The sequence below is a fragment of the Daejeonella sp. AP26 genome, assembly GCF_056680515.1.
In genome coordinates this window covers 1,778,353-1,798,160 of record NZ_CM155286.1, presented here as the reverse complement: position 1 = coordinate 1,798,160, position 19,808 = coordinate 1,778,353, and the positions used below count along the sequence as shown (strand labels likewise).

Sequence of the window (19,808 nt, the reverse complement as noted above, 5' to 3'; positions counted from 1 at the left end):
TGCCAGGGGTATTGAGCTTCGTCTTAGTTACCATGCCAAACAGTAGTGCTTCAGTTACGTTGACATTCAATACTACCAGCCTTGTGATTTCATAGCACGATCTCAATTCTTCAAACTCTATTTTAAGCAAGCGTTCTTACCAATTTCGCGGTGAAGCGTATTCGCAAGAAGAACTCTGTATATAGTAACCGGCAGTATCACCTCTCAATTTTTTACAGAAAAAGAACTTGCATTAAAATGGCTTGAGGAAACGCCATCTGAAGCATCTGAATGAAAGGATACTGGTATAATCCGTCTAACATTAAGCCCGACACAAAATTCGACTTCCGAATTTCATAAATTCCCATCAATAATTAATGGTAAGCTTCGCTATCGGGGATGCAGTGAACCTGGTGCTAAAAAGCCAGAAGGCTGGCATCTTTATAATGCACACCTGACTCACCCGTATATTTTCCGGAAATGACTTTAGAGTGAGCGGCACATATATGCTGAAGCGAATGTTCAGCATCATCAGTAAAACCACTCTTAGGATATGCACAAAACAAAGTGATCTGCTGTTGTTCACAGTACCTGTTCCATAAATGTTCCAATTGCACCGTTGCACCATTATTACCCTGGGCCCATAATAAAGCAACCATTTCACCAAACGCCCGGATATTTCTATTTCTTAAACGACCTTTTTGAATCAGGTTCGAAACCATATTAAAAAACAATTCCGGATCAGGCCAGTCATTTATCATAAAAACAGCAAGAGCTTCTTCGGCATCTATCGGAATGTAAAGATCTTCGCTAATCAGGGATTCGACGTTAACTCCGTGAGAGGTGAGGCGAGTTTCCAGAGAATTAAGATGAGCCCGGGTGGCAATTACAATAGAACAGTCATTGGAATTTATCCCATCACCTACAAAGCCTGCAAGCGTATTTAAAAACGCCTCATTAGTTTCATAGATCTGTAGCACATGCTCACATGGAGCAATCTCTCCCCAAAAATCTTGTGGTTTCTTGATTTTCCAGTCCCGTCTGTTCTCCATAATAATAGGTTAGCTAAACCCAAACTGCAATGAAGGTAGGGTTAGTTGTTTTGCTGAGCAAGTTTGGTGCCGCTATATCGTTGCAAAAGTTAAAAAGCTGACTCTGATTGTGTTTTTCCGAAGAAGAATTTTATTGACTATATGAGTAGCCTAAGTTCCAATAATTTCATGCAATAAGCACGCTTCCCAAACCGGTATTTTTGAGCCTGAAGTTTTCCTGTTTACTTCGGAGCTTACCATGTGCTTACTATGTGCTTACTATGTGCTTACTATGTCATCCTTCGATCAGCATATAGTCAACACACTGTGAGTACATATCAAGTACACGGTGATCGAGGGCCGAGTCGGGTCTGTAAAATTAACCGTGTGCAACCCAGCAGCCCCTCAAAGGTTGCGTAGGCGGTTACAACCCGGGCGCGAAACGACTAGCTTCAAGGCGGTCTGAGATCCGTTTGGATTGCCGTTATCCGGAGTTATATTATGACAGGCAGTCTGGAGTACAACTACCAGGCGAAAGTTGAAAGGAAATTAGTCAGATTAGGCTGTAATATTCAGTCCTTCATCCATGCCCAGAAGCACGTAGTTAGCGGTCGCGTGGTTAGTGGCCAAAGGGACATTGTGTACATCGCAGATTCGTAACAGCATTTGCACATCGGGTTCGTGCGGATGTTTGCCCAGCGGATCGCGAAAGAAGAAGATGCCCTGCAGCTGGCCTTCGGCAGCCATAGCCGCAATCTGAGCATCACCACCCAGCGGTCCGCTTAATTTACAGGTAACTTCGAGACCAGTTTCCTGCACCCGGCGACCTGTTGTTCCGGTGGCCACCAGGTTCATTTTCTTTAAGATGTCGTAATGGTCGTTAACAAATGACACCATATCGTCTTTGCGGGCATCGTGGGCAATCAGGGCTATTGTGATCATAGCGATCTATTTAATAGTATGTCCGAAAAATATGTAAGCTAGAAATATGGCTGCAATAAGCCCCACAAGATCGGCTATCAGGCCGCATGTTAAAGCGTATCGGGGTTTTTTGATATCAACCGAACCAAAGTATACTGCCAGTACATAAAAGGTGGTTTCTGTCGACCCCTGTATAATACTGGCCAGGCGTCCTTCGAACGAATCGGCACCATAGGTTTTCATTACGTCAACCATAAGCCCGCGGGCACCACCTCCACTAAGAGTTTTCATTAGCCCGACCGGAAGAGCAGGGACAAACGATGTGTCAAGCCCACAGGCTGCTGCCAGGGCACCTATCGCATTCACCAGGTAATCCATACAGCCTGTTGTCCTGAAAGCGCTGATGGCAACCAGGATAGCTATTAAAAATGGAATGATCATTACCGATGTTTGAAATCCTTCTTTAGCACCGTCAATGAAAGCTTCGTAAACATTGATCTTTTTGGCGGCACCATACGCTATAAACAGGGTAATGATCGAGAAGATGATGATACCACCCAGTAAACCCGCATAAACTTGGATCTGATCTGGCGGCAGGTTACCCAGCCAGAAATATAAACCAGCCATGAGTGAGAGAAAACCTGCAAAAAAGATAAGGATCGGGAGTTTAAATAGATTGATCTTTTGATAAAACGCAACGGCGATCATCCCGGAGATAAATGATATGAAGGTACCAATCAGAGAGGGGATAAATATGTCGGCGGGATTGGCAGCTCCATTAGCCATTCGCAACGCTATTACTGACGTAGGTATAAGTGTTAAACCAGCGGTGTTCAGAACGAGGAACATGATCATGGCATTGCTGGCGGTGTCTTTAACCGGATTGATCTCCTGCAACTCCTTCATAGCTTTTAAGCCAACCGGAGTTGCCGCATTGTCCAGCCCCAGCATATTAGCCGAGAAGTTCATGATAATGGAGCCGTTAGCCGGGTGACTTTTGGGCACATCCGGAAATAGTTTGCTGAAGAAAGGCGCCACTCCTCTGGCAAATAAACTGATCATGCCCGCTCTTTCACCGACCTTCATGATACCCAGCCAGAAAGTCATAATTCCTACTAAACCAAGCGAGATCTCTGCACCGGTTTTAGCGCTGTCGAACATTCCGTTAACTACGCCGGTGAAAATGGTGGTATCACCAAAAAATATGAGTTTAACAAGGGCTACAACAAACGCAATCAGAAAAAATGCAATCCAGACGTAATTAAGGGCCATGCGGGGAAGGGGTGGAAGAATTAAGAATTAAGAATTATGAATTAGGCTTGCAGTTTACGATTTTCAAGTTTTATTACGGTAAAGATTAGATTTTTTATGTTTAATTGAACATCGATTTACCAGGATTCTTAATCTAACCATCTAACCAACCAATCTATTGTTTGTAATGCGTCCGTTCTCTATACATAAAACGTTTTCAAGGTTATCCTGAAGAATAAAATCAGCGTTCTCATCAACAGTCAATGGGCGGGTCAGTATTAATTGGTAAGCAGATGCATCAATATCCTCGTAAGCATAAAACCCAGTCAGATCACCTACATCATCAACCAGGTAAGTTAAAGAGGTTGATCTTTGATCAGGATTTAATTTTTCATCTGCCACAAGACCGATGTCCAGGATGTAAGAGCTTTTTGCTGATGTTACTTTGCAGTTCCTCAATATCAAATGGAAATGCCGTTTATCATTTTCAGGGATATCAAAGTACAGCCGTGTTGGTGTAGTCATGTAGTTTTTACTGGTGATCGATTCAAGTCCGGTTAGCAGGGCGATAAATGATAATTTACGGATGAATTGTTTTTCGGGATCATCCTTGTATCCTCCTGCTTCGATCAGGATGGTACTGGTGCCGGCAGCCTGGAAGTTATCTCCGAAGGCTCTGGGCTCGTGTTCGTCATCAAAACGACCTACATACCCTGGGATTAGCTTCTGAAGTCCGCTATTAATATTATTAATAACCTGGATAGCACGTTCACGGCTCAGATTAATAGACAATTCTGCGTCATAGGCGGGGGCCAGTACAGAAATAGTTGCCGGATTACCGGTAGCCCCTGCAGACCAGAGTGTACTTTGATCGTGCATATTGAACCCGAAGTGTGGATTGATCTGATCGCGTAAGCTTCTCAATACTCTTCCCTCGGGAGTTTGTTGTCTATGGAAATCGCGATTGATGTCAATTCCCTGGGCATTTCGTCGTGTGAATACCTCCGCGCCATCAGGGTTCACCATGGGCAGGATGTATAGGGTGCAACTCTCGAGTATTCGAGCACGTAAATCATTCAAACCATCATCGGCAATAAGAAAATTAAGCAGGTCGCAAATAGCCATGGTAGCCGTGGCTTCATCACCATGCATCTGGCTCCAGATAAACACTTTCGTTTCGCCTGTACCGGCCTTGATCAGGTTTAAACTACGTCCTTCGAAAGAATGACCTGCTATCGAAGTAGTAAATAGTAGGTTCTGTTCCAGCTCTGTGAGAGTTTGAATAAGATCTGCGTGCTTGATGAACCGGTTGCTAATGGATGTTTCGCGGTAATGTGAATAATGTTCTGATAGAATATTCATTTTAAGGCCCTCGAATACTTTTGTGCTAAAGTAAAGAAAAGGGAAGAAAGTAGCAGGAAAGGAGTTGCAAGTTGCAGTACAGAAGTAGCCAGTTGCAGTAGCAGGGGAGAGTAGCAGAAAATACCAAGTAACGGTAGCAGGGGAGAGAAGCAAGTTTTGGGGTTGCAGCAAGCAGGTAATTTCTGCTACCGCTATTCCCGCCTGTCACTGCCATTTCCAACCTGCTGCTTAAATCCTGCCACTGCTACTTAAAACTGCTACTGCTCACTGGCAACTAACTACCTTGTCCATCCCCATAATTCACCATCCAGTTGATCCGGTATTTATCGGTGAACATGCCAAACAAGTCCGCCCAGAACGTTTTTCCGAGTGGCATAGCCACAGTTCCGCCAGCGGATAATCCGTCAAATAGCCTGCGGGCTTCCTCTTCAGTGTCGGCGGAAATAGTGATCGAAAAGTTATTTCCTTCGGCGAATGGCGCACCCATTCCCTCCACATAATCACTGGCCATCAGCATATTTCCCTTTCCGATAGGCAGTGCTACATGCATTACCTTCTGCTGATCTTCAGCAGACATCTTCTCCGACCCCGGTGTGTCTTTAAAGCGATTGATACCGCCTGCAAAATCGCCACCAAATACAGATTTGTAGAAATTGAACGCTTCTTCAGCATTGCCGTTGAAGGTTAGATAGGGGTTTATTGCTGCCATGACAATTGAGTTAAGGATTCAATATTTTACATTGCGACCAGAGGTTGCCTTACGTCATATACTCATCAGATAGGTGCTAAGCTGTTTGATTTTTCCGCTCTGCATATGGAAGACATCGCAAAATACGGCCTGAAACGCTTCGCCGTCCTTTCGTTTTGATTTGACTTCACCTTCCGCTATCACGATGTTATTTTCTTCAACCAGTCTGGTAATGTTAATAACAGGTCTGCCTTCAAATGCATCGTTTTCTATCTCTTTGTCAAATGCTTCCTTTCCGGACAATTGAAACAGGCCAGGCATCTCCCAATAAACATCGTCGGTAAGGCAGGATAGGATTTTTCCATGGTCACCAGCGTTGAAGCCCTCTATATACTGCATAACTGTCAGCTTATTGTCGGTCATCCTATTAGTTTTAGGTCGATGAGTTGTCTTTCTCAGGCCTGGTTACTGCTTACCTGTTGGTCCTGTGGGATCTTGCTTTCGTCCATATAGGCGAATTCCCATTGATGGCCGTCAAGATCGGCGAAACAGTTGCTATACATCCAGCCATAATCGTCTGGATCCCGGTAATTCAAACCACCAGCTGCTACCGCTTTGTTAACAATTTCGTCAACGTCTTCACGGGTTGCGGCGTCAAGGCAAATCAGGACTTCTGTGGTTTTTGTAGCGTCCGCAATTTCCTTTTTGGTGAAATCCTTGAAACGGTCTTCTACCAGGAGCATCACAAAAATACTGTCGCTGACAATCATGCAGGTTGCATTTTCATCCGTAAACTGGGGGTTGAAAGTAAATCCCAGGTTAGTAAAGAATTCTACCGACCTGTTGAGATCCTTAACAGGTAAGTTCACAAAGATTTTAGTTGCCATGATTTTAGGTTTTTGTTTATTACAGAATCATTTTCTCTTTCAGGTTTTTCTCCATTTTATCAAAGGACTGCTGCCATCCGGTTCTGCAATTGTCAATAATTTCCCGAGGAACTCCGTGGTGCCTGAGTTGCATTAAAGTATGACCATTTTTTTTCTCAAAAGTAACGGTGACAAGAAGTTCCATAGGCCAGTTGCCCGGCATGTTGAGATTGGCTGCAGGAATCACATTGCCTTTATCATCTGAAAAACTATTGGTTGTTACCAGCTTTTTGTGAGGGATGATCTCTTTGTACACCCCGGTTGACCAGAATTCTTCACCCTGAGGAGATCTCATACAGCTGAGACTTTTACCGCCCACCCGAAGATCTATGTACACATGCGGACAAGTAAAATCTTTTGGTCCCCACCACTTCTTACAGGTTTCAGGATCTGTCCATGCCTGCCATACTTTGTCAACTGGGAGGTGCAATTCCCTGCTAATCACCAAATCTCCGTTATCTGTGTTTGCTTGCTGACTTTCGTTATTACCATTGTAGGCCTGCTCAAGATCAGTAATGATTATTTTATCCATTTGAAGCATGGCATCCATTACCAGTTTAGATTTTTCTTTGTCGGGATCGCCTAACAATTTCCCTAAAACCGGAGGGATGATCTGCCAGGAGACGCCATATTTGTCCCTGACCCAGCCACATCTTTGCTTTTCACCGCCTTCGGATAACTTATCCCAATAGCTATCTATTTCGGGCTGACTATTGCATTTAACAAAGAAAGATATCGCCGGCGTGAAAGTGAACTCGTGCGACATACTGCTATCCATGGCCGAAAAATCCTGGCCATTCAGAGAGAACGAGGCATACTTAATGGTGCCAGTCGGATCCTGATCTTCATCACCGTAGCGTTCAATATGCGCTATAGCGGAATCCGGAAATAAAGAAGTGTAGGATTGAATGGCTTCTTCAGCCTTCCCTTTATGATCGCCAACAAAGAGTAGAGAAGGTGAGATTTGCTGACTAGTGTCAGATATGGAGAGTTGCCAGGATACCCCAAACTTGTCCTGTAACCAGCCGTACTTTTCGCTGAAGGGATATTTATCCAGCTCCATCAGCACACTGCCACCGGAAGATAGTTTCGCCCACAGACGATCTATCTCCTGTTCGTTCTCGCAGGTGGCGAAGAAGGACACAGCAGGCGAGAAGGAGAACATTGGTCCGGCATTCAGTGCCATCAGCTCGTATCCGTTGAGCTGGAAGGTGCCCGTCATAACTCTTCCGTCAGCGCCCGGCCTGGTATTCAGAATACTTGAATTTTTAAAAATTGAGGTATAAAAATTCATCGCCTCTTCGGCCTTGCCATCAAACCATAGGAACGGTGTAATCTTTTGCTGTGTAGTATTTTCTGAACCCTGTTTCCCTGACTCTGCAACAGGGGTTGTTTGATAAGATGTGTCCATCACTGAAAATTTTAGAATTATTGTTCAGACAGTGCTTTTACCCTGTCAAGGGCTTTGGGCCATGTTTTGTCAAAGTATTCTTTATGCTCAGGTGTGATATCTATTTCAATTTTTAATGTTGTTGAGCCATTGTTACTTTGCAGCGTATAACTTTCTAAAGCTCCTGCCCATTTCTTTCCTTCCTCGCTTTCCTTATCTTCAACACCGCCTTTAACCATGCCCAGGTGTTTAAATAACATATACTCGTTGGGCCTGTTAGCTGATATCAAACTTAACATGCCTTCGCCATTCTGAGCGAGAAACTTCACTTTGCTGCCTTCTTTCCAGTTATCCGTTTCGGCGTGGGAACCTTCCCCAAAAACTTCGGTCCATTCGCTATAGGTAGAATCTCCCCATAAAACTCCCCATATTTTCTCTCTGGGAGCATTGATGTTGACTGAAAAACTTAACCTTTCCATTAGCTTCAATTTAATTTAGTTCACTCTTACAATTGCCATTAAGTTATTTATTTGATGTGTAAATCTGCAATCACATATATTTCATCGCATCATATCCCAGCAATCGTCTCCATAAGGCGATTTGTCCGATGCAATTAGCTTCCCGGTAAGTCATAAACGTGATTAGGTCGTAATAACTCATGGTATCACCGGGCATCATTTCGAAGGTAGAATTGAGCTTTTCTGTGCTTGCATTCAGCAGGCAATCTCTAAGAATTGGACTGATCTTCTCCCAATCCTGTTTAAATTCAGAGAGCGGTGGATAGGTGATACCCTCCTTGATCCCTTGATGGTCCTTGAAAAATTCGTGGGCCTTCTGCCTTTCTTTGATTCCAAAAGCACCTGCTAACTCAAATCTTTCTTCAACAAGACTTCCTGTAAGCCAGGCAATGTGGTTTGCTTTAGTATTTAACCTATTATGGGCGTCCTGATCTTTAATTCCTTCAAGAGCACTTAAGAAGAACTTGGTATGCATATCGTGTAGGACAATTAACGAAAACATTCGATTATCAGCTGGTTGGATTTCCATATTTGTTGGGTTAGTATTGGTTTTACTAAAACTGTTACCGATTTCTATTCCAGCAATCTGCAATTGAAACCATTTTCTTCTAAAAGAAACATCACCTTCTCTGTTAAAAAATGAATTCCTTCAATCCGCAAAATCTTGTCGCAATCATCCAGATCGAAGTTGATCTTGCTTCCCGGGAAGTGCAGGCTTAGTTCATCAATGAGTATGGTGGCCTGTTGCACTTTTTCGACGTTCGTTTTAAATACTTCAATCATTTTCATTTGTAATATAAAGTATTAAGTAACAAGACAAATTTATTGGATTCGATCCAATATGAAAAGGCGTATTGCGGCAATATAAGGGGTTGATTGCGACAGTATTAACCCTTAGATTTAAGTTATGAAACACATCTCAATACTTATTGCGGAAGGTGATGTCAGCTTAAGCAATATCGAAGCTTCGTTTAAAATGTTCACTAAAGTGAACGAGGCGATGGAACGCGCGGGAAAACCGCCTTTGTTTAAAGTTCAGACTATCGGGTTGACAAAAGAATGTACTCTGAAAAATGGCCTGTTTACGATCAAGCCTGAGCTAACCATTGACGATGATATTCGGACTGATTTGATTATCATTCCAGCTGTACATGGTGACATGCGAAATGTGGTTGAGATAAATAAAAAGTTTTTCCCCTGGATCAATAAGCATTATAAGGCAGGGGCAGAGGTGGTGTCCTTGTGTATTGGTGCCTTTATTCTGGCGGGCACTGGCTTGTTAAACGGTAAAAGCTGTACTACCCATTGGATTGCAGCAGAAGAATTTAAACAGATGTACCCCAACGTCAAGCTGGTGCCCCATAAGATCATTACTGATGAGGGTGGGATCTATTCGAGCGGCGGTGCCTATTCATCACTGAACCTAATTTTATATTTAGTGGAAAAGTTTGCAGGAAGGCAGATGGCTTTGCTCTCTTCTAAGATATTCGAGATTGAAATAGAAAGGAACAGTCAGGCGCCGTTTGTGATCTTCCACGGTCAGAAAGAGCACGCAGATCAGCCGATCAGGAAGGCACAGGAATTCATCGAGCAAAACTTTCAGGAGAAGATCACAGTGGATCAGCTTGCCATGAAGTTTGCAATTGGACGCAGGAACCTGGAAAGAAGATTCAAGAAAGCTACGTCAAACACAGTTGTAGAATATATTCAACGGGTTAAAATGGAAGTAGCCAAGATGAGCTTTGAATCATCCAAAGAGAATGTCAACGAAGTGATGTTTAAAGTGGGCTACACAGATACGAAAGCTTTCCGAACCATATTTAAGAAGGTGACCGGGTTATCGCCCATTCAGTATCGGAATAAGTACAACGAGCAGCTCGCTGTGTAACCATAATGGAAAGTCAACAAAAAAGCCGCCTTAGGGGCGGCTTTCTATAGCTGTAATTATTTCTTTTTACCGGAACCTTTTACCGGCGCAATTTCAGTAGGTTTTGCGGCTTTTTGCTGGTTGCGCATGTAATCCTCCATACGTTTCTGAAAGCCGCTCTGTTTTTTCTCAGAAGCAGGTTTCTTTTTGTTCTCCTGAATTCTGGCGTGAATCTTTTCGTCGTTTACAAACAAACGGATGATATACTGTTGTGCAAAGGTCAGCATATTGGCCAGGAAGTAATAATAGTTTAATCCGGATGGATAGCTATTTAACACCCCAAAGAAAATGATAGGAGTAATGTAACCAATGTACTTCATTTGCCCTGTCGCTCCGGATACCTGGTTATTAAAATAGGTATAAATCAGTGTGGAGATAGTCATCAGAATACACATCAAACTGATATGATTTCCTAAAAACGGCAAGGTGAAACCAAGGTTGAAAAACGAATCATAGGTTGAAAGGTCATTCATCCAAAGGAAGCTTTCCTGCCGCAGTTCAAATAGGTTAGGGAAGAAGAAGAAGAACGCCATAATGATCGGCAATTGCATCAACATAGGAAGACAGCCTCCAAGTGGATTAACACCGGCTTTCTTGTATAACTTCAAATATTCCTGTTGAAGAAGTGTTGGATTGTCATCACCTACTTTACCCTTAATTTCATCCATCTCCGGCTTCAGGATTCGCATCTTGGCCATCGAAAGGTAGGACTTGTAGGTTAGTGGTAACAGAACCATTTTAAGTAAGATGGTCAGGACAAGAATAATTAAACCATAACCCCAGTTGAACCCCTCCAGGAAGTTAAATACAGGCAGAACTACCCAACGGTTAATATATTTTAATGGCCAGTAACCCAAATCAACTTGCTTGGATACATCATAACCGGCCTTTTCGAGAATGCTTATTTTATTTGGTCCAAAGAAAAACTCCATGGGATAAGTCGTATCCTGTCCTGTGAAAGGAAGATGCATGGTGGCTTTAAAACCTTTCACTGTGTTTGGCTCTGTGGAGATGTTTACAGCCAAAGTTCCGCCGCTAAAACCGTTTTTGGCAATTAAAACATTTGAGAAGAAGTGTTGCTTAAAGGAGATCCATTGAATTTTACCTTCATTCAATTCTTTAGTTTGGCTTTCCGTCAGACTCAAATGATCTACATCGTCTTCAAGTGGCTTAAAGTAGGCTGTCGAATAACGGTTCTCATTAACGAGGTCCATCTCTTTTTGCATCAAAACGGACTCCCAGTTTAGAGAAAGTTGCTGCTGCTGAGTACTGATCACATCATGCATACCCTTTGTAGCAATAGTGAAACCCAACTGGTAGCTATCTCCTTTTAAGGAATAGATGTAATCAATGTATTTGCCTTCTTCATAGGTCAGGCGCATGGTTAATGAGCTTGAATCCTGCTTAGAAACCGAAATACCTGGTTCTGAAGTTGTGAAATAGAGATCGTTGGTGCTGATATTTTTTCCTCCTGCACCAAACAGTAGCCCGAATTTGTTGCTCTCGCCTTCAAACATGATCAACGGCTTGCCGTCGAAAGTTTTCATGTTTTTCAACAAAACTGAGGCTACGCGGCCGCCTTTAGGGCTGATGCTTACCTTCATTAAATCGTTTTCTAAAACAACGGCTTGATCGTTTCCGGTACGGGAAGAGCCGAACGGGCCTGCTAATGCAGCTGAATCAACAACCGGTTTAGCAGGCGTAATTTTGACTATATCAGCTGGTTTTTGCTTTGAGGGTGTTTTATTGTTTGCCCTTGCTATCGAGTCCTGAAGTATTTGCTCTTTTTTAATTTCCTGCTCAGAAGGTTTAAGAAAATAAGTTGAACCGACTAGAATGATCAGGATCAAGAAGAGTCCTGTAAAAGTATTTCTATCCATTTTTAATATTTCGTATTGCTACAATGCAACTACTTCTTTTTTGAGTGGATTAAAGAAGCGGCGACAAAGTTAACAAAAAGTGGGTGTGGATTGTCAACAGTTGATTTTAATTCAGGATGAAATTGCGCTCCCACAAAGAACGGATGATTTTTAAGCTCAACAATTTCTACCAGGTTATTCTCCGGATTGATACCTGAAGCAATCATGCCCGCGTTTTCGAACTGCTCTAAGTATTTGTTGTTGAATTCATAACGATGACGATGGCGCTCGTTAATGTGGCTTTTGCCGTAAACAGCTGCTGCTTTGCTGCCTTTTCTCAAGTCGCAGGCATAAGAACCAAGGCGCATAGTTCCCCCCTTATTCTTAATCTTTTTTTGTTCTTCCATCATGGAGATCACCGGAAACTTGGTGTCTTCATTCATTTCGGTACTTTCCGCCCCTTTTAATCCCAGTACGTTTCTTGCGTATTCTACTACAGCACACTGCATTCCCAAACAAATCCCGAAGAATGGAATGTTGTTCTCACGCACATACCTTATTGCATCAATTTTGCCGTCAATCCCTCTACTGCCAAATCCGGGTGCTACCAGCACTCCATCAAGGCCCTTGAGTTTTTCTATAGCGTTCTCAGGAGTCAGGCTTTCCGAGTGGATGTACTTAACATGTACCTTACATTCGTTCTTAGCACCTGCATGAATGAAGGATTCGGTGATCGATTTATAAGCATCAGGAAGTTCAACATATTTACCCACAACTCCGATCTGGACCTCATTGGTAGGATTTTTCAGTCTGCCAAGGAAATATTTCCAGCTCTCCAAATCAGGCTCGTTCTTATGAGGTAGTTTTAATTTTGTCAATACCGTACGGTCAAGCTGCTCTTTTAACATTAGCAGGGGCACGTCGTAAATGGTCGGAGCGTCTATGGATTCCACTACTGCATTGATGTTCACGTTACAGAACTGCGCAATTTTCTTCCTTATTTCCTGAGAAATATGATGTTCGGTACGGCAGACTAAAATATCCGGCTGAATACCGTATTCCAATAACATCTTAACGGAGTGCTGAGTAGGTTTTGTTTTCAACTCACCGGCAGCGGCAAGGTATGGTACTAAGGTAAGGTGGATGACCAGTGAATTACCTGAGCCTAACTCCCAGCGCAACTGTCGTACTGATTCAATGTAGGGTAATGACTCGATATCGCCTACGGTACCACCTAATTCGGTAATCACAATATCAAACTCACCGTTTTGGCCCAGAATAAGCATGTTACGCTTAATCTCGTCGGTAATATGGGGAACAACTTGAACAGTTTTACCCAAATACGCCCCTTCACGTTCTTTGTTAATTACGTTCTGATAGATGCGGCCCGTGGTTATATTGTTAGCCTGGGAGGTAGGGACATTTAAAAACCGTTCGTAATGTCCTAGATCAAGATCGGTTTCTGCCCCGTCTTCTGTTACATAACACTCGCCATGCTCATAGGGATTTAACGTTCCGGGATCAATGTTAATGTAGGGGTCGAATTTTTGGATGGTAACCCGGTACCCCCTGGCTTGTAAAAGTTTAGCTAATGAGGCGGAAATAATACCTTTTCCCAACGACGAAGTAACGCCGCCCGTAACAAAAATGTATTTGGTCATGATAAAATAAGGATTGTTGAGAAATTTTACCAGAACGGATTTTTAAGGCCGAAATCATGATAAAAAACATCGTTTTGTACGGGATTCAAAAGTAGGGTTTTTTTCTGAATCTGCCGCTGTTGTTGAGAAAATACAATTTGTGCATAAGGACCTTGGAGAAGCCCTCAAATTCAGAGAGCTCCCAAAGGAGCCCTCTAAACATTACACAATTAATAGCATTCGCTCGTTTAACCCGCCTTTGCAGGCCGATAGCGAATGGTACTTTGAATATTCTTAGATCACTAACTAATTAATTGTTTGATAAGCATCAGCAAAAAAATCAAAGCGATAAAAGTATCGGCATACTTAAATGCATTTTTTCTTGAGGGGAATTTGTAATCTTTAATGGCGGAATAATTAAGGATCTTATTCATAGCATTTAAGTTAAGTTTGTTTCGTGCTTATAAATATACAAAGCAGATGCCAAATGAATTTAAAAGCCTTTCATTCCGCTAAGAAAAGTTTTAAACATTTTACTTAATTAATTTTGCTAAGACTCTGGGGTTATGCGCGTTTAACAAATTTGTGAAAAGTACTTACTTCCCCATCCTTTTTCTTATTCTGGAAGATCAGGTCAAGGTTGTTTTCTTCAAAATTTTCAAAAAAATCATCCCATTCTATTTCTTCAAAGTTATCATTGTTTTCACTCTTTCTGGGAAAGTGAATGCGCAAAACTCCCTCGTCAGTATCTATACCCGTTCCCTTCACCTTTGCTGGAACGCCATCTCTTTCTATAGCCCAGTCCTTTATAGTCTGGTGATCATGGGTTTGTTGTGTGCTGCTCATAGTTAGATTATATTGGTTGTAGTTTAAAAATTAAACGCTGACCCATGTAGTTTTGTTTATGTAAAAAGCATTAAATCCGGCCCTTGTATAAATCGAAACGTACTGAAAACGAAGCACCTGCAGGACTGCCTGACTGAATTACCGAACAATTTGATTACTTTTGCAGCTAACATTTAAAACAGTACAACAAATTTTGACTTTTAACGATTTTAACTTCGATCCCCAGCTTTTTGAAGGTGTACAAAGCATGGGTTATTTAAAACCAACACCCATCCAGGAGCAAGCGATTCCTATTATTCTTAATAATCACGACCTGATTGCATGTGCCCAAACAGGCACCGGTAAGACCGCGTCTTACTTGCTTCCACTTCTACAAAAGATAAGTACAACAGATAAAAAATACACAAAAGCTTTAATATTAGCACCCACCCGCGAGTTAGCTCAACAGATTGATCAGCAGGTTGAAGGACTTGCTTACTTCGCAGGCATTAGCTCAATCGCTGTTTATGGTGGTGGAGATGGTATGATATACGAGCAGCAACGCCGTGCCATGGTGGATGGTGTCGATATTATTATTGCCACACCGGGAAGGCTGATAGCTCACCTTTCCTCGGGAGTAATAAAATTAGAGCATGTGGAATACCTTGTATTGGATGAGGCGGACCGGATGCTTGATATGGGGTTTTATGAGGATTTAATTCGCATTATTGGTTTCCTGCCCGAGAAACGCCAGACAATGCTTTTCTCTGCAACAATGCCCTCTAAGATTCGCAAGCTTGCAAACACTATTCTGAAAGAGCCGGAGCAGATCAACATCGCTCTTTCTCAGCCGGCTGTTGGTATTTTACAGCAGGTCTATATGGTTCACGATCATCAAAAGATAAAGCTGATCACCAGTTTATTAAAAGGTGATGTTCATCCAAGTGTATTGATCTTCGCTTCCCGTAAGGAGACAGTGAAGGAGCTTAATAAAACTCTGAAAAGAGAAGGCATTAAGGCCGAAGCTTTTCATTCAGATCTGGAACAAGAGCAACGGGAAACCATTCTTAGAAGCTTCAAAGCCAGACAATTGCCCGTTATTATCGGAACTGATGTGTTAAGCAGGGGTATCGATGTTGAAGGAATCAGCCTGGTTATTAATTTTGACGTACCACCAGACCCGGAAGATTATATCCACCGCATTGGAAGAACGGCAAGAGCTGAGACTACCGGTACTGCTATTACTTTCGTTAATGAAAAAGATCAGCGCCGTTTCTCATTTATCGAAGAGTTGATAGGCAGAGAGATTGCCAGGGTTGCTTTACCGGAAGAACTTGGTGAAAGCCCGTTATACCAGCCTGAGATAAAACGTAAAAGTCCGTTCAAAAAGAAAAAACCCTGGGTTAAAAGAAAAGCAAGCGCTTAGATATTTAGAACCGGCTCATTAGTACGCAGCGGCTTTCTGCAGATCAGTGATCTAATTCCCTGTAATTATAAAAGTGCCAAACAATAGCAGTTTTTTTGTCATTTTTACGGTTACAACCCGTGAATATGATCACACTTGAAAATGAATATCTAAAAGTTTCTATTTCCAACAAAGGAGCAGAGCTGACTTCCTTGTTTAGCAAGGAGACTAACACCGAGCATTTATGGCAGGCAGACCCAAACGTTTGGGAATGGCACGCTCCGAATCTTTTTCCCGTTGTCGGCGGGTGTATAAACAATCAGATCATTATTGATGGAATTTCCTATCCGATGCAGCGACACGGATTCGCGCGTCATTCAGAGTTTATCCTCATTGAGTCAGACGAGGCTTATGCAAAGTTCTCATTAAGTCATGATGAAAAAACACTGGCTATATTTCCATATAAGTTTTCATTCCAGGTTTTATATAATCTAACAGGAAGGGAAGTTCGTGTTACTTACAAAGTGATTAATTACGATGACAAGTCGATACACTTCGGGGTGGGAGGGCACCCGGGCTTCAATATTCCTTTTTTTGCCAATGAAGCGCAGGAGGATTACTTTTTGGAATTCGAGTATGATGAGCCGTTAAACAAACATCTCCTGTCACCAAGTGGATTCTATAGCGGTGAGACGGAGATCGTTGAAAGGGAAGGCAATACACTACCTATAAATAAAGAACTTTTCGCAAAAGATGCGTTGGTATTCAAAGATCTCAAGTCTCGCAAGGTCAGTTTAAAAAGTAAAAATCATTCCCATAGCGTTTCAATAGAATATCCTCATTTCAGCTATCTGGGAATTTGGTCTAAGGACGGAGCCCCGTTTGTGTGTCTGGAGCCCTGGCTTGGCTGCGCGGATACAGAGGGAAAGATTTCCGAGTTCTCTGAGAAAGAATCAATCCATATCCTGGAAAAAGGTCATGTTTTCGAGGCCGACTTCACAATTGCCATTAATTAGACGGTTTGAGTCGTACCAGGAACTGATCCATTCCATCATCAAATAGTAACTCCATTTGCCAGCCTGCTTCGGAGGCTATTTTTCGAAGTAGCGTGGCATCAACATAGAGCCATTTAAACCAATCTCCAAGTTGTCTTTTGTATTCGTATCGAAAAGCGATCTCACCATAATACTTCTCAGTTGGTAATTTAATTCCGTCATATAAATAGAGTATATCTGAAGAATCAAAGATCAGTGCTCCCCCAGGGTTGAGCAATGTCTTTGCATGATTTAGGAAATTACTTAATCCTGCCAGATCTCCGGTTAAACCAATGCCGTTCATCAGCAACAAAAGAGTGTCAAACTTTTCTGCGCTAAACTGCATGACATCCGCGTTGATAACTTTACGAACCCCGCGGGCTTCCATGATCTGACATGCGGACGCGGATATTTCGAGCGCTGTTACATCAAATCCTTTATGCTGCAGCACTTGTGTATGACTGCCAACACCCGCACCAATGTCCAGAACTCTTCCTTCGCACAAACCCATGGCTAATATTTCCAGCTCAGGCATTTCCGCTCCGCTTCTGAAAAAAACATCAACGGGCATTTCTTCAGGAGGTCCGTAATTATTATGCAGCCAGACCTTCGATTTTAACGTCCCCTGGCTGTAATCAAGTAAAGCCTGACCGAAGATATCCATGTCTGATCTTAAGGATGCTTAGAAGTCATGTAAAATACTAGTTTGCCGCCGCTCACGATATCCGAGTGACTAATGAAGTTCTTACTGTAAGGCTTGCCATTCAACTCCATTCTTTTCACATATACATTTTTATCACGCTGATCTCGTGCCTCGATAATAAAGGTTTTACCTTTGCCAACATCAACACTAGCCGAGACCATTGAAGGACTTCCTAAAGCGTATTCCTCTGAACCCGGTGCTACAGGATAGAATCCAAGGTAGCTAAATATATACCAGGCGCTCATTTGTCCGCAATCATCATTACCACCCAGCCCGTCAGGGGTAGGCTGGTACATCTTCTTTAGGATCATCCGCACCCGTTCCTGGGTTTTCCAGGGCTTGCCAGAATAATTGTACAGATAAGCTGCATGATGCGCCGGTTCGTTGCCGTGAACATAGTTGCCTATAATTCCTTCCCGGGTAATATCTTCAGTCTCCGCAAAGAATTCATCAGGCAGGTGCATCGTAAACAAAGAGTCCAGATGCGTAGTAAAGCGATCATTGCCCCCCATCATATTGATCATCGTATTCGGATCGTGAGGTACATACAAACTATAGTTCCAGGCATTCCCTTCAATAAATCCTTGGTCGTGGGTTTGCAAAACATCAAATTTCTCTCTGAACTTTCCGTCACTAAGCCTGGGGCGCATAAATCCTGTAGACTTATCGTACACGTTTTTCCAATTATCTGAACGTTTCATAAACTCATCATAAACATCCTGACGGTTTAGTTTTTTAGCAACCTGGGCAATGCACCAGTCATCGTAAGCGTACTCTAAAGTCTTCGATACGGATGAGCCGTTTTTATCCTCGGGTACATATCCCATAGCCATGTAGTATTCCAGGCCGTCGTATTTTTTATAACGGGCAGTTGCAACACAGGCATCCAAAGCACGATTCGCATCGCCTGTGTATGTACCTTTGATAATTGCGTCAGCGACAACAGAAACGCTGTGATAACCGATCATACACCAGTTCTCGTTGGCGTAATGTGACCAAACAGGCAGCATTTTGTGAACACTTTGATCATAATGAGCCAACATAGATTCAACCATGTCTGAATTGCGTTCAGGTTGCAAGATATTGAATAGCGGGTGTAAGGCACGGTAAGTGTCCCAAAGCGAGAAGGTGGTGTAGTTGGTAAAATCTTTACTTTGATGAATTTCCTGGTCAAGTCCTTTATAGCGGCCATCGGTGTCCATGTAGGTGGTGGGACCCAGAAATGTATGGTACATGGCAGTATAAAAGTTCTGCTTGTCAGTAACATTTTTAGTTTCAATAACAACCTTATTTAATTCCTGATTCCATGCCTGCTGACCATCCGTTTTCACCTTCTCGAAATTCCAGTGCGGAATTTCAGTCTGCATGTTAACAAGGGCATTTTGCTGACTGACAGGCGACAGTGCGAATTTCACCATGATGCTTTCGTTCTGCCTGGTGTCGAAATCAAAATGCATTCTCAGCTTTTTGCCAGCCAGATCAGGGAAGTTGTTCTCCTGGTTAAATTTCCTCCAGAAGCCCTTATAAACTTGCTGTGGCGAATGATCTTTAGAACCATAGCTCTTAAACGGTTTAGAAAATGACATGGCGAAGTAAACTGTTCTTGTGCGAGCCCAGCCATTAGTCTGGCGGTAACCCGTAACCAGGCTGTCGTTGACTACGCGAATAAATGTCCAAACATTCTTGTCATCGTAGTTGTAAATCCCTGCCATCAGGTCCAAAATGATATGTGCGCTGTCTGATTTTTGGAAGGTATACTTATGCAAGCCCGTACGACTGGTCGTAGTCATCTCAGCCAGGATATTATGATCGTCAAGTTTTACTTTATAATAATTAGCTTCAGCTGTTTCGTTCTTGTGAGAGAATGCTGACCGGTAACCGTTTTCAGGCTTATCTTCCGTACCTGGATTCAGTTGAAGTTTCCCGGTGGTGGGCATGATCAGGAAATCGCCCAGATCCGAATGACCTGTGCCACTAAAATGTGTGTGGCTGAAACCAACTATTGTCTTATCGTCATGCTGATAGCCTGCGCAATACTTGTAAACATCCTTATTGTATTTGCCATTCATGGCATACGGAATGGTATCGGTGTCGGGACTAAGCTGCACTGCCCCGAATGGAACGGTGGCACCGGGATAAGTATGGCCCATCTTTTCCGTACCGATGAGGGGATTTACGTATTGTATCAGGTTTTTCTTTGTTTGTGCACTTGAGTTTAAGGCGCAAATGCTGAGAAGTATGATTATGAAACGCTTCATGTTTTAGCTAAAAATAATGTGGCCAAATATAGAAGATAATATGGAATCCTATTTTCAGCCTAACTCAAACTTTATGTAACCTTTACGGGAT

Annotated in this window: 19 protein-coding genes; 3 read left to right on the top strand and 16 right to left on the bottom strand. The window is 42.7% G+C overall.

Annotated elements, in window-relative coordinates:
- Positions 1-395: 395 nt before the first annotated feature.
- The 11 genes from AC1MCB_RS07745 to AC1MCB_RS07695 form a co-directional block, all read right to left on the bottom strand.
- Entirely contained in the window at positions 396-1,031 is a 636-nt protein-coding gene (locus AC1MCB_RS07745; RefSeq protein WP_479968171.1) for an MEDS domain-containing protein, read from the bottom strand.
- 537 nt (positions 1,032-1,568) lie between these two features.
- Positions 1,569-1,952, bottom strand: a complete 384-nt coding sequence (locus AC1MCB_RS07740) for a methylglyoxal synthase (RefSeq protein ID WP_479968170.1) — start codon at positions 1,950-1,952, stop codon at positions 1,569-1,571.
- Between the two features lie 6 nt (positions 1,953-1,958).
- The gene (locus AC1MCB_RS07735) at positions 1,959-3,203 is read right to left on the bottom strand and encodes a nucleoside recognition domain-containing protein (RefSeq protein WP_479968169.1); all 1,245 of its coding nucleotides are present in this window, start codon (positions 3,201-3,203) and stop codon (positions 1,959-1,961) included.
- A gap of 141 nt (positions 3,204-3,344) precedes the next feature.
- Positions 3,345-4,544, bottom strand: coding sequence for a M14 family zinc carboxypeptidase (locus tag AC1MCB_RS07730; protein ID WP_479968168.1), 1,200 nt, complete (start codon positions 4,542-4,544; stop codon positions 3,345-3,347).
- Between the two features lie 274 nt (positions 4,545-4,818).
- Positions 4,819-5,253 carry a VOC family protein gene (locus AC1MCB_RS07725; RefSeq protein WP_479968167.1) on the bottom strand — a complete coding sequence of 145 codons (435 nt, stop codon included), beginning with the start codon at positions 5,251-5,253 and terminating at the stop codon, positions 4,819-4,821.
- A 54-nt stretch (positions 5,254-5,307) separates the two neighbouring features.
- Positions 5,308-5,655 (bottom strand): nuclear transport factor 2 family protein, encoded by a 348-nt coding sequence (locus AC1MCB_RS07720; RefSeq protein WP_479968166.1) that lies wholly within the window; start codon positions 5,653-5,655, stop codon positions 5,308-5,310.
- Positions 5,656-5,687: 32 nt separating this feature from the next.
- A complete protein-coding gene (locus tag AC1MCB_RS07715; protein WP_479968165.1) occupies positions 5,688-6,119 on the bottom strand; it encodes a VOC family protein in 432 nt (143 codons plus the stop codon).
- A 19-nt stretch (positions 6,120-6,138) separates the two neighbouring features.
- The gene (locus tag AC1MCB_RS07710) at positions 6,139-7,569 is read right to left on the bottom strand and encodes a VOC family protein (RefSeq protein WP_479968164.1); all 1,431 of its coding nucleotides are present in this window, start codon (positions 7,567-7,569) and stop codon (positions 6,139-6,141) included.
- Between the two features lie 17 nt (positions 7,570-7,586).
- A complete protein-coding gene (locus AC1MCB_RS07705) occupies positions 7,587-8,027 on the bottom strand; it encodes an SRPBCC family protein (RefSeq protein WP_479968163.1) in 441 nt (146 codons plus the stop codon).
- A 70-nt stretch (positions 8,028-8,097) separates the two neighbouring features.
- Positions 8,098-8,595 carry a DinB family protein gene (locus AC1MCB_RS07700; protein ID WP_479968162.1) on the bottom strand — a complete coding sequence of 166 codons (498 nt, stop codon included), beginning with the start codon at positions 8,593-8,595 and terminating at the stop codon, positions 8,098-8,100.
- A gap of 44 nt (positions 8,596-8,639) precedes the next feature.
- Positions 8,640-8,849 (bottom strand): hypothetical protein, encoded by a 210-nt coding sequence (locus tag AC1MCB_RS07695; RefSeq protein ID WP_479968161.1) that lies wholly within the window; start codon positions 8,847-8,849, stop codon positions 8,640-8,642.
- Positions 8,850-8,973: 124 nt separating this feature from the next.
- Between AC1MCB_RS07695 and AC1MCB_RS07690 the strand changes: the two genes are divergently transcribed.
- Positions 8,974-9,954 carry a GlxA family transcriptional regulator gene (locus AC1MCB_RS07690; RefSeq protein ID WP_479968160.1) on the top strand — a complete coding sequence of 327 codons (981 nt, stop codon included), beginning with the start codon at positions 8,974-8,976 and terminating at the stop codon, positions 9,952-9,954.
- 56 nt (positions 9,955-10,010) lie between these two features.
- Here the strand turns inward: AC1MCB_RS07690 and yidC are convergent, their stop codons facing one another.
- The 3 genes from yidC to AC1MCB_RS07675 form a co-directional block, all read right to left on the bottom strand.
- Entirely contained in the window at positions 10,011-11,873 is a 1,863-nt protein-coding gene (gene yidC / locus AC1MCB_RS07685; RefSeq protein WP_479968159.1) for a membrane protein insertase YidC, read from the bottom strand.
- Positions 11,874-11,902: 29 nt separating this feature from the next.
- The gene (locus AC1MCB_RS07680; RefSeq protein WP_479968158.1) at positions 11,903-13,513 is read right to left on the bottom strand and encodes a CTP synthase; all 1,611 of its coding nucleotides are present in this window, start codon (positions 13,511-13,513) and stop codon (positions 11,903-11,905) included.
- A gap of 543 nt (positions 13,514-14,056) precedes the next feature.
- A complete protein-coding gene (locus AC1MCB_RS07675) occupies positions 14,057-14,338 on the bottom strand; it encodes a hypothetical protein (protein ID WP_479968157.1) in 282 nt (93 codons plus the stop codon).
- Positions 14,339-14,531: 193 nt separating this feature from the next.
- Between AC1MCB_RS07675 and AC1MCB_RS07670 the strand changes: the two genes are divergently transcribed.
- Positions 14,532-15,743, top strand: a complete 1,212-nt coding sequence (locus AC1MCB_RS07670; RefSeq protein ID WP_479968156.1) for a DEAD/DEAH box helicase — start codon at positions 14,532-14,534, stop codon at positions 15,741-15,743.
- Between the two features lie 125 nt (positions 15,744-15,868).
- Positions 15,869-16,738 (top strand): aldose 1-epimerase family protein, encoded by an 870-nt coding sequence (locus AC1MCB_RS07665; RefSeq protein ID WP_479968155.1) that lies wholly within the window; start codon positions 15,869-15,871, stop codon positions 16,736-16,738.
- Here AC1MCB_RS07665 and AC1MCB_RS07660 read toward each other — a convergent pair.
- Both AC1MCB_RS07660 and AC1MCB_RS07655 read right to left on the bottom strand, forming a co-directional pair.
- Complete coding sequence (locus AC1MCB_RS07660) at positions 16,731-17,420, bottom strand: class I SAM-dependent methyltransferase (RefSeq protein ID WP_479968154.1); 690 nt, start codon at positions 17,418-17,420, stop codon at positions 16,731-16,733. The genes AC1MCB_RS07665 and AC1MCB_RS07660 overlap by 8 nt on opposite strands.
- 8 nt (positions 17,421-17,428) lie before the next feature.
- Entirely contained in the window at positions 17,429-19,717 is a 2,289-nt protein-coding gene (locus tag AC1MCB_RS07655) for a GH92 family glycosyl hydrolase (protein WP_479968153.1), read from the bottom strand.
- Positions 19,718-19,808 lie beyond the last annotated feature (91 nt).

Bases quoted from the DNA above. Each gene is read 5' to 3' on its own strand.
- AC1MCB_RS07690 (WP_479968160.1), top strand. From the start codon at position 8,974: ATGAAACACATCTCAATACTTATTGCGGAAGGTGATGTCAGCTTAAGC.
- AC1MCB_RS07715 (WP_479968165.1), bottom strand. From the start codon at position 6,119: ATGGCAACTAAAATCTTTGTGAACTTACCTGTTAAGGATCTCAACAGG.
- AC1MCB_RS07735 (WP_479968169.1), bottom strand. From the start codon at position 3,203: ATGGCCCTTAATTACGTCTGGATTGCATTTTTTCTGATTGCGTTTGTT.
- AC1MCB_RS07720 (WP_479968166.1), bottom strand. From the start codon at position 5,655: ATGACCGACAATAAGCTGACAGTTATGCAGTATATAGAGGGCTTCAAC.
- AC1MCB_RS07695 (WP_479968161.1), bottom strand. From the start codon at position 8,849: ATGATTGAAGTATTTAAAACGAACGTCGAAAAAGTGCAACAGGCCACC.
- AC1MCB_RS07725 (WP_479968167.1), bottom strand. From the start codon at position 5,253: ATGGCAGCAATAAACCCCTATCTAACCTTCAACGGCAATGCTGAAGAA.
- AC1MCB_RS07705 (WP_479968163.1), bottom strand. From the start codon at position 8,027: ATGGAAAGGTTAAGTTTTTCAGTCAACATCAATGCTCCCAGAGAGAAA.
- AC1MCB_RS07710 (WP_479968164.1), bottom strand. From the start codon at position 7,569: ATGGACACATCTTATCAAACAACCCCTGTTGCAGAGTCAGGGAAACAG.
- yidC (WP_479968159.1), bottom strand. From the start codon at position 11,873: ATGGATAGAAATACTTTTACAGGACTCTTCTTGATCCTGATCATTCTA.
- AC1MCB_RS07680 (WP_479968158.1), bottom strand. From the start codon at position 13,513: ATGACCAAATACATTTTTGTTACGGGCGGCGTTACTTCGTCGTTGGGA.
- AC1MCB_RS07745 (WP_479968171.1), bottom strand. From the start codon at position 1,031: ATGGAGAACAGACGGGACTGGAAAATCAAGAAACCACAAGATTTTTGG.
- AC1MCB_RS07740 (WP_479968170.1), bottom strand. From the start codon at position 1,952: ATGATCACAATAGCCCTGATTGCCCACGATGCCCGCAAAGACGATATG.
- AC1MCB_RS07660 (WP_479968154.1), bottom strand. From the start codon at position 17,420: ATGGATATCTTCGGTCAGGCTTTACTTGATTACAGCCAGGGGACGTTA.
- AC1MCB_RS07700 (WP_479968162.1), bottom strand. From the start codon at position 8,595: ATGGAAATCCAACCAGCTGATAATCGAATGTTTTCGTTAATTGTCCTA.
- AC1MCB_RS07730 (WP_479968168.1), bottom strand. From the start codon at position 4,544: ATGAATATTCTATCAGAACATTATTCACATTACCGCGAAACATCCATT.
- AC1MCB_RS07655 (WP_479968153.1), bottom strand. From the start codon at position 19,717: ATGAAGCGTTTCATAATCATACTTCTCAGCATTTGCGCCTTAAACTCA.
- AC1MCB_RS07675 (WP_479968157.1), bottom strand. From the start codon at position 14,338: ATGAGCAGCACACAACAAACCCATGATCACCAGACTATAAAGGACTGG.
- AC1MCB_RS07665 (WP_479968155.1), top strand. From the start codon at position 15,869: ATGATCACACTTGAAAATGAATATCTAAAAGTTTCTATTTCCAACAAA.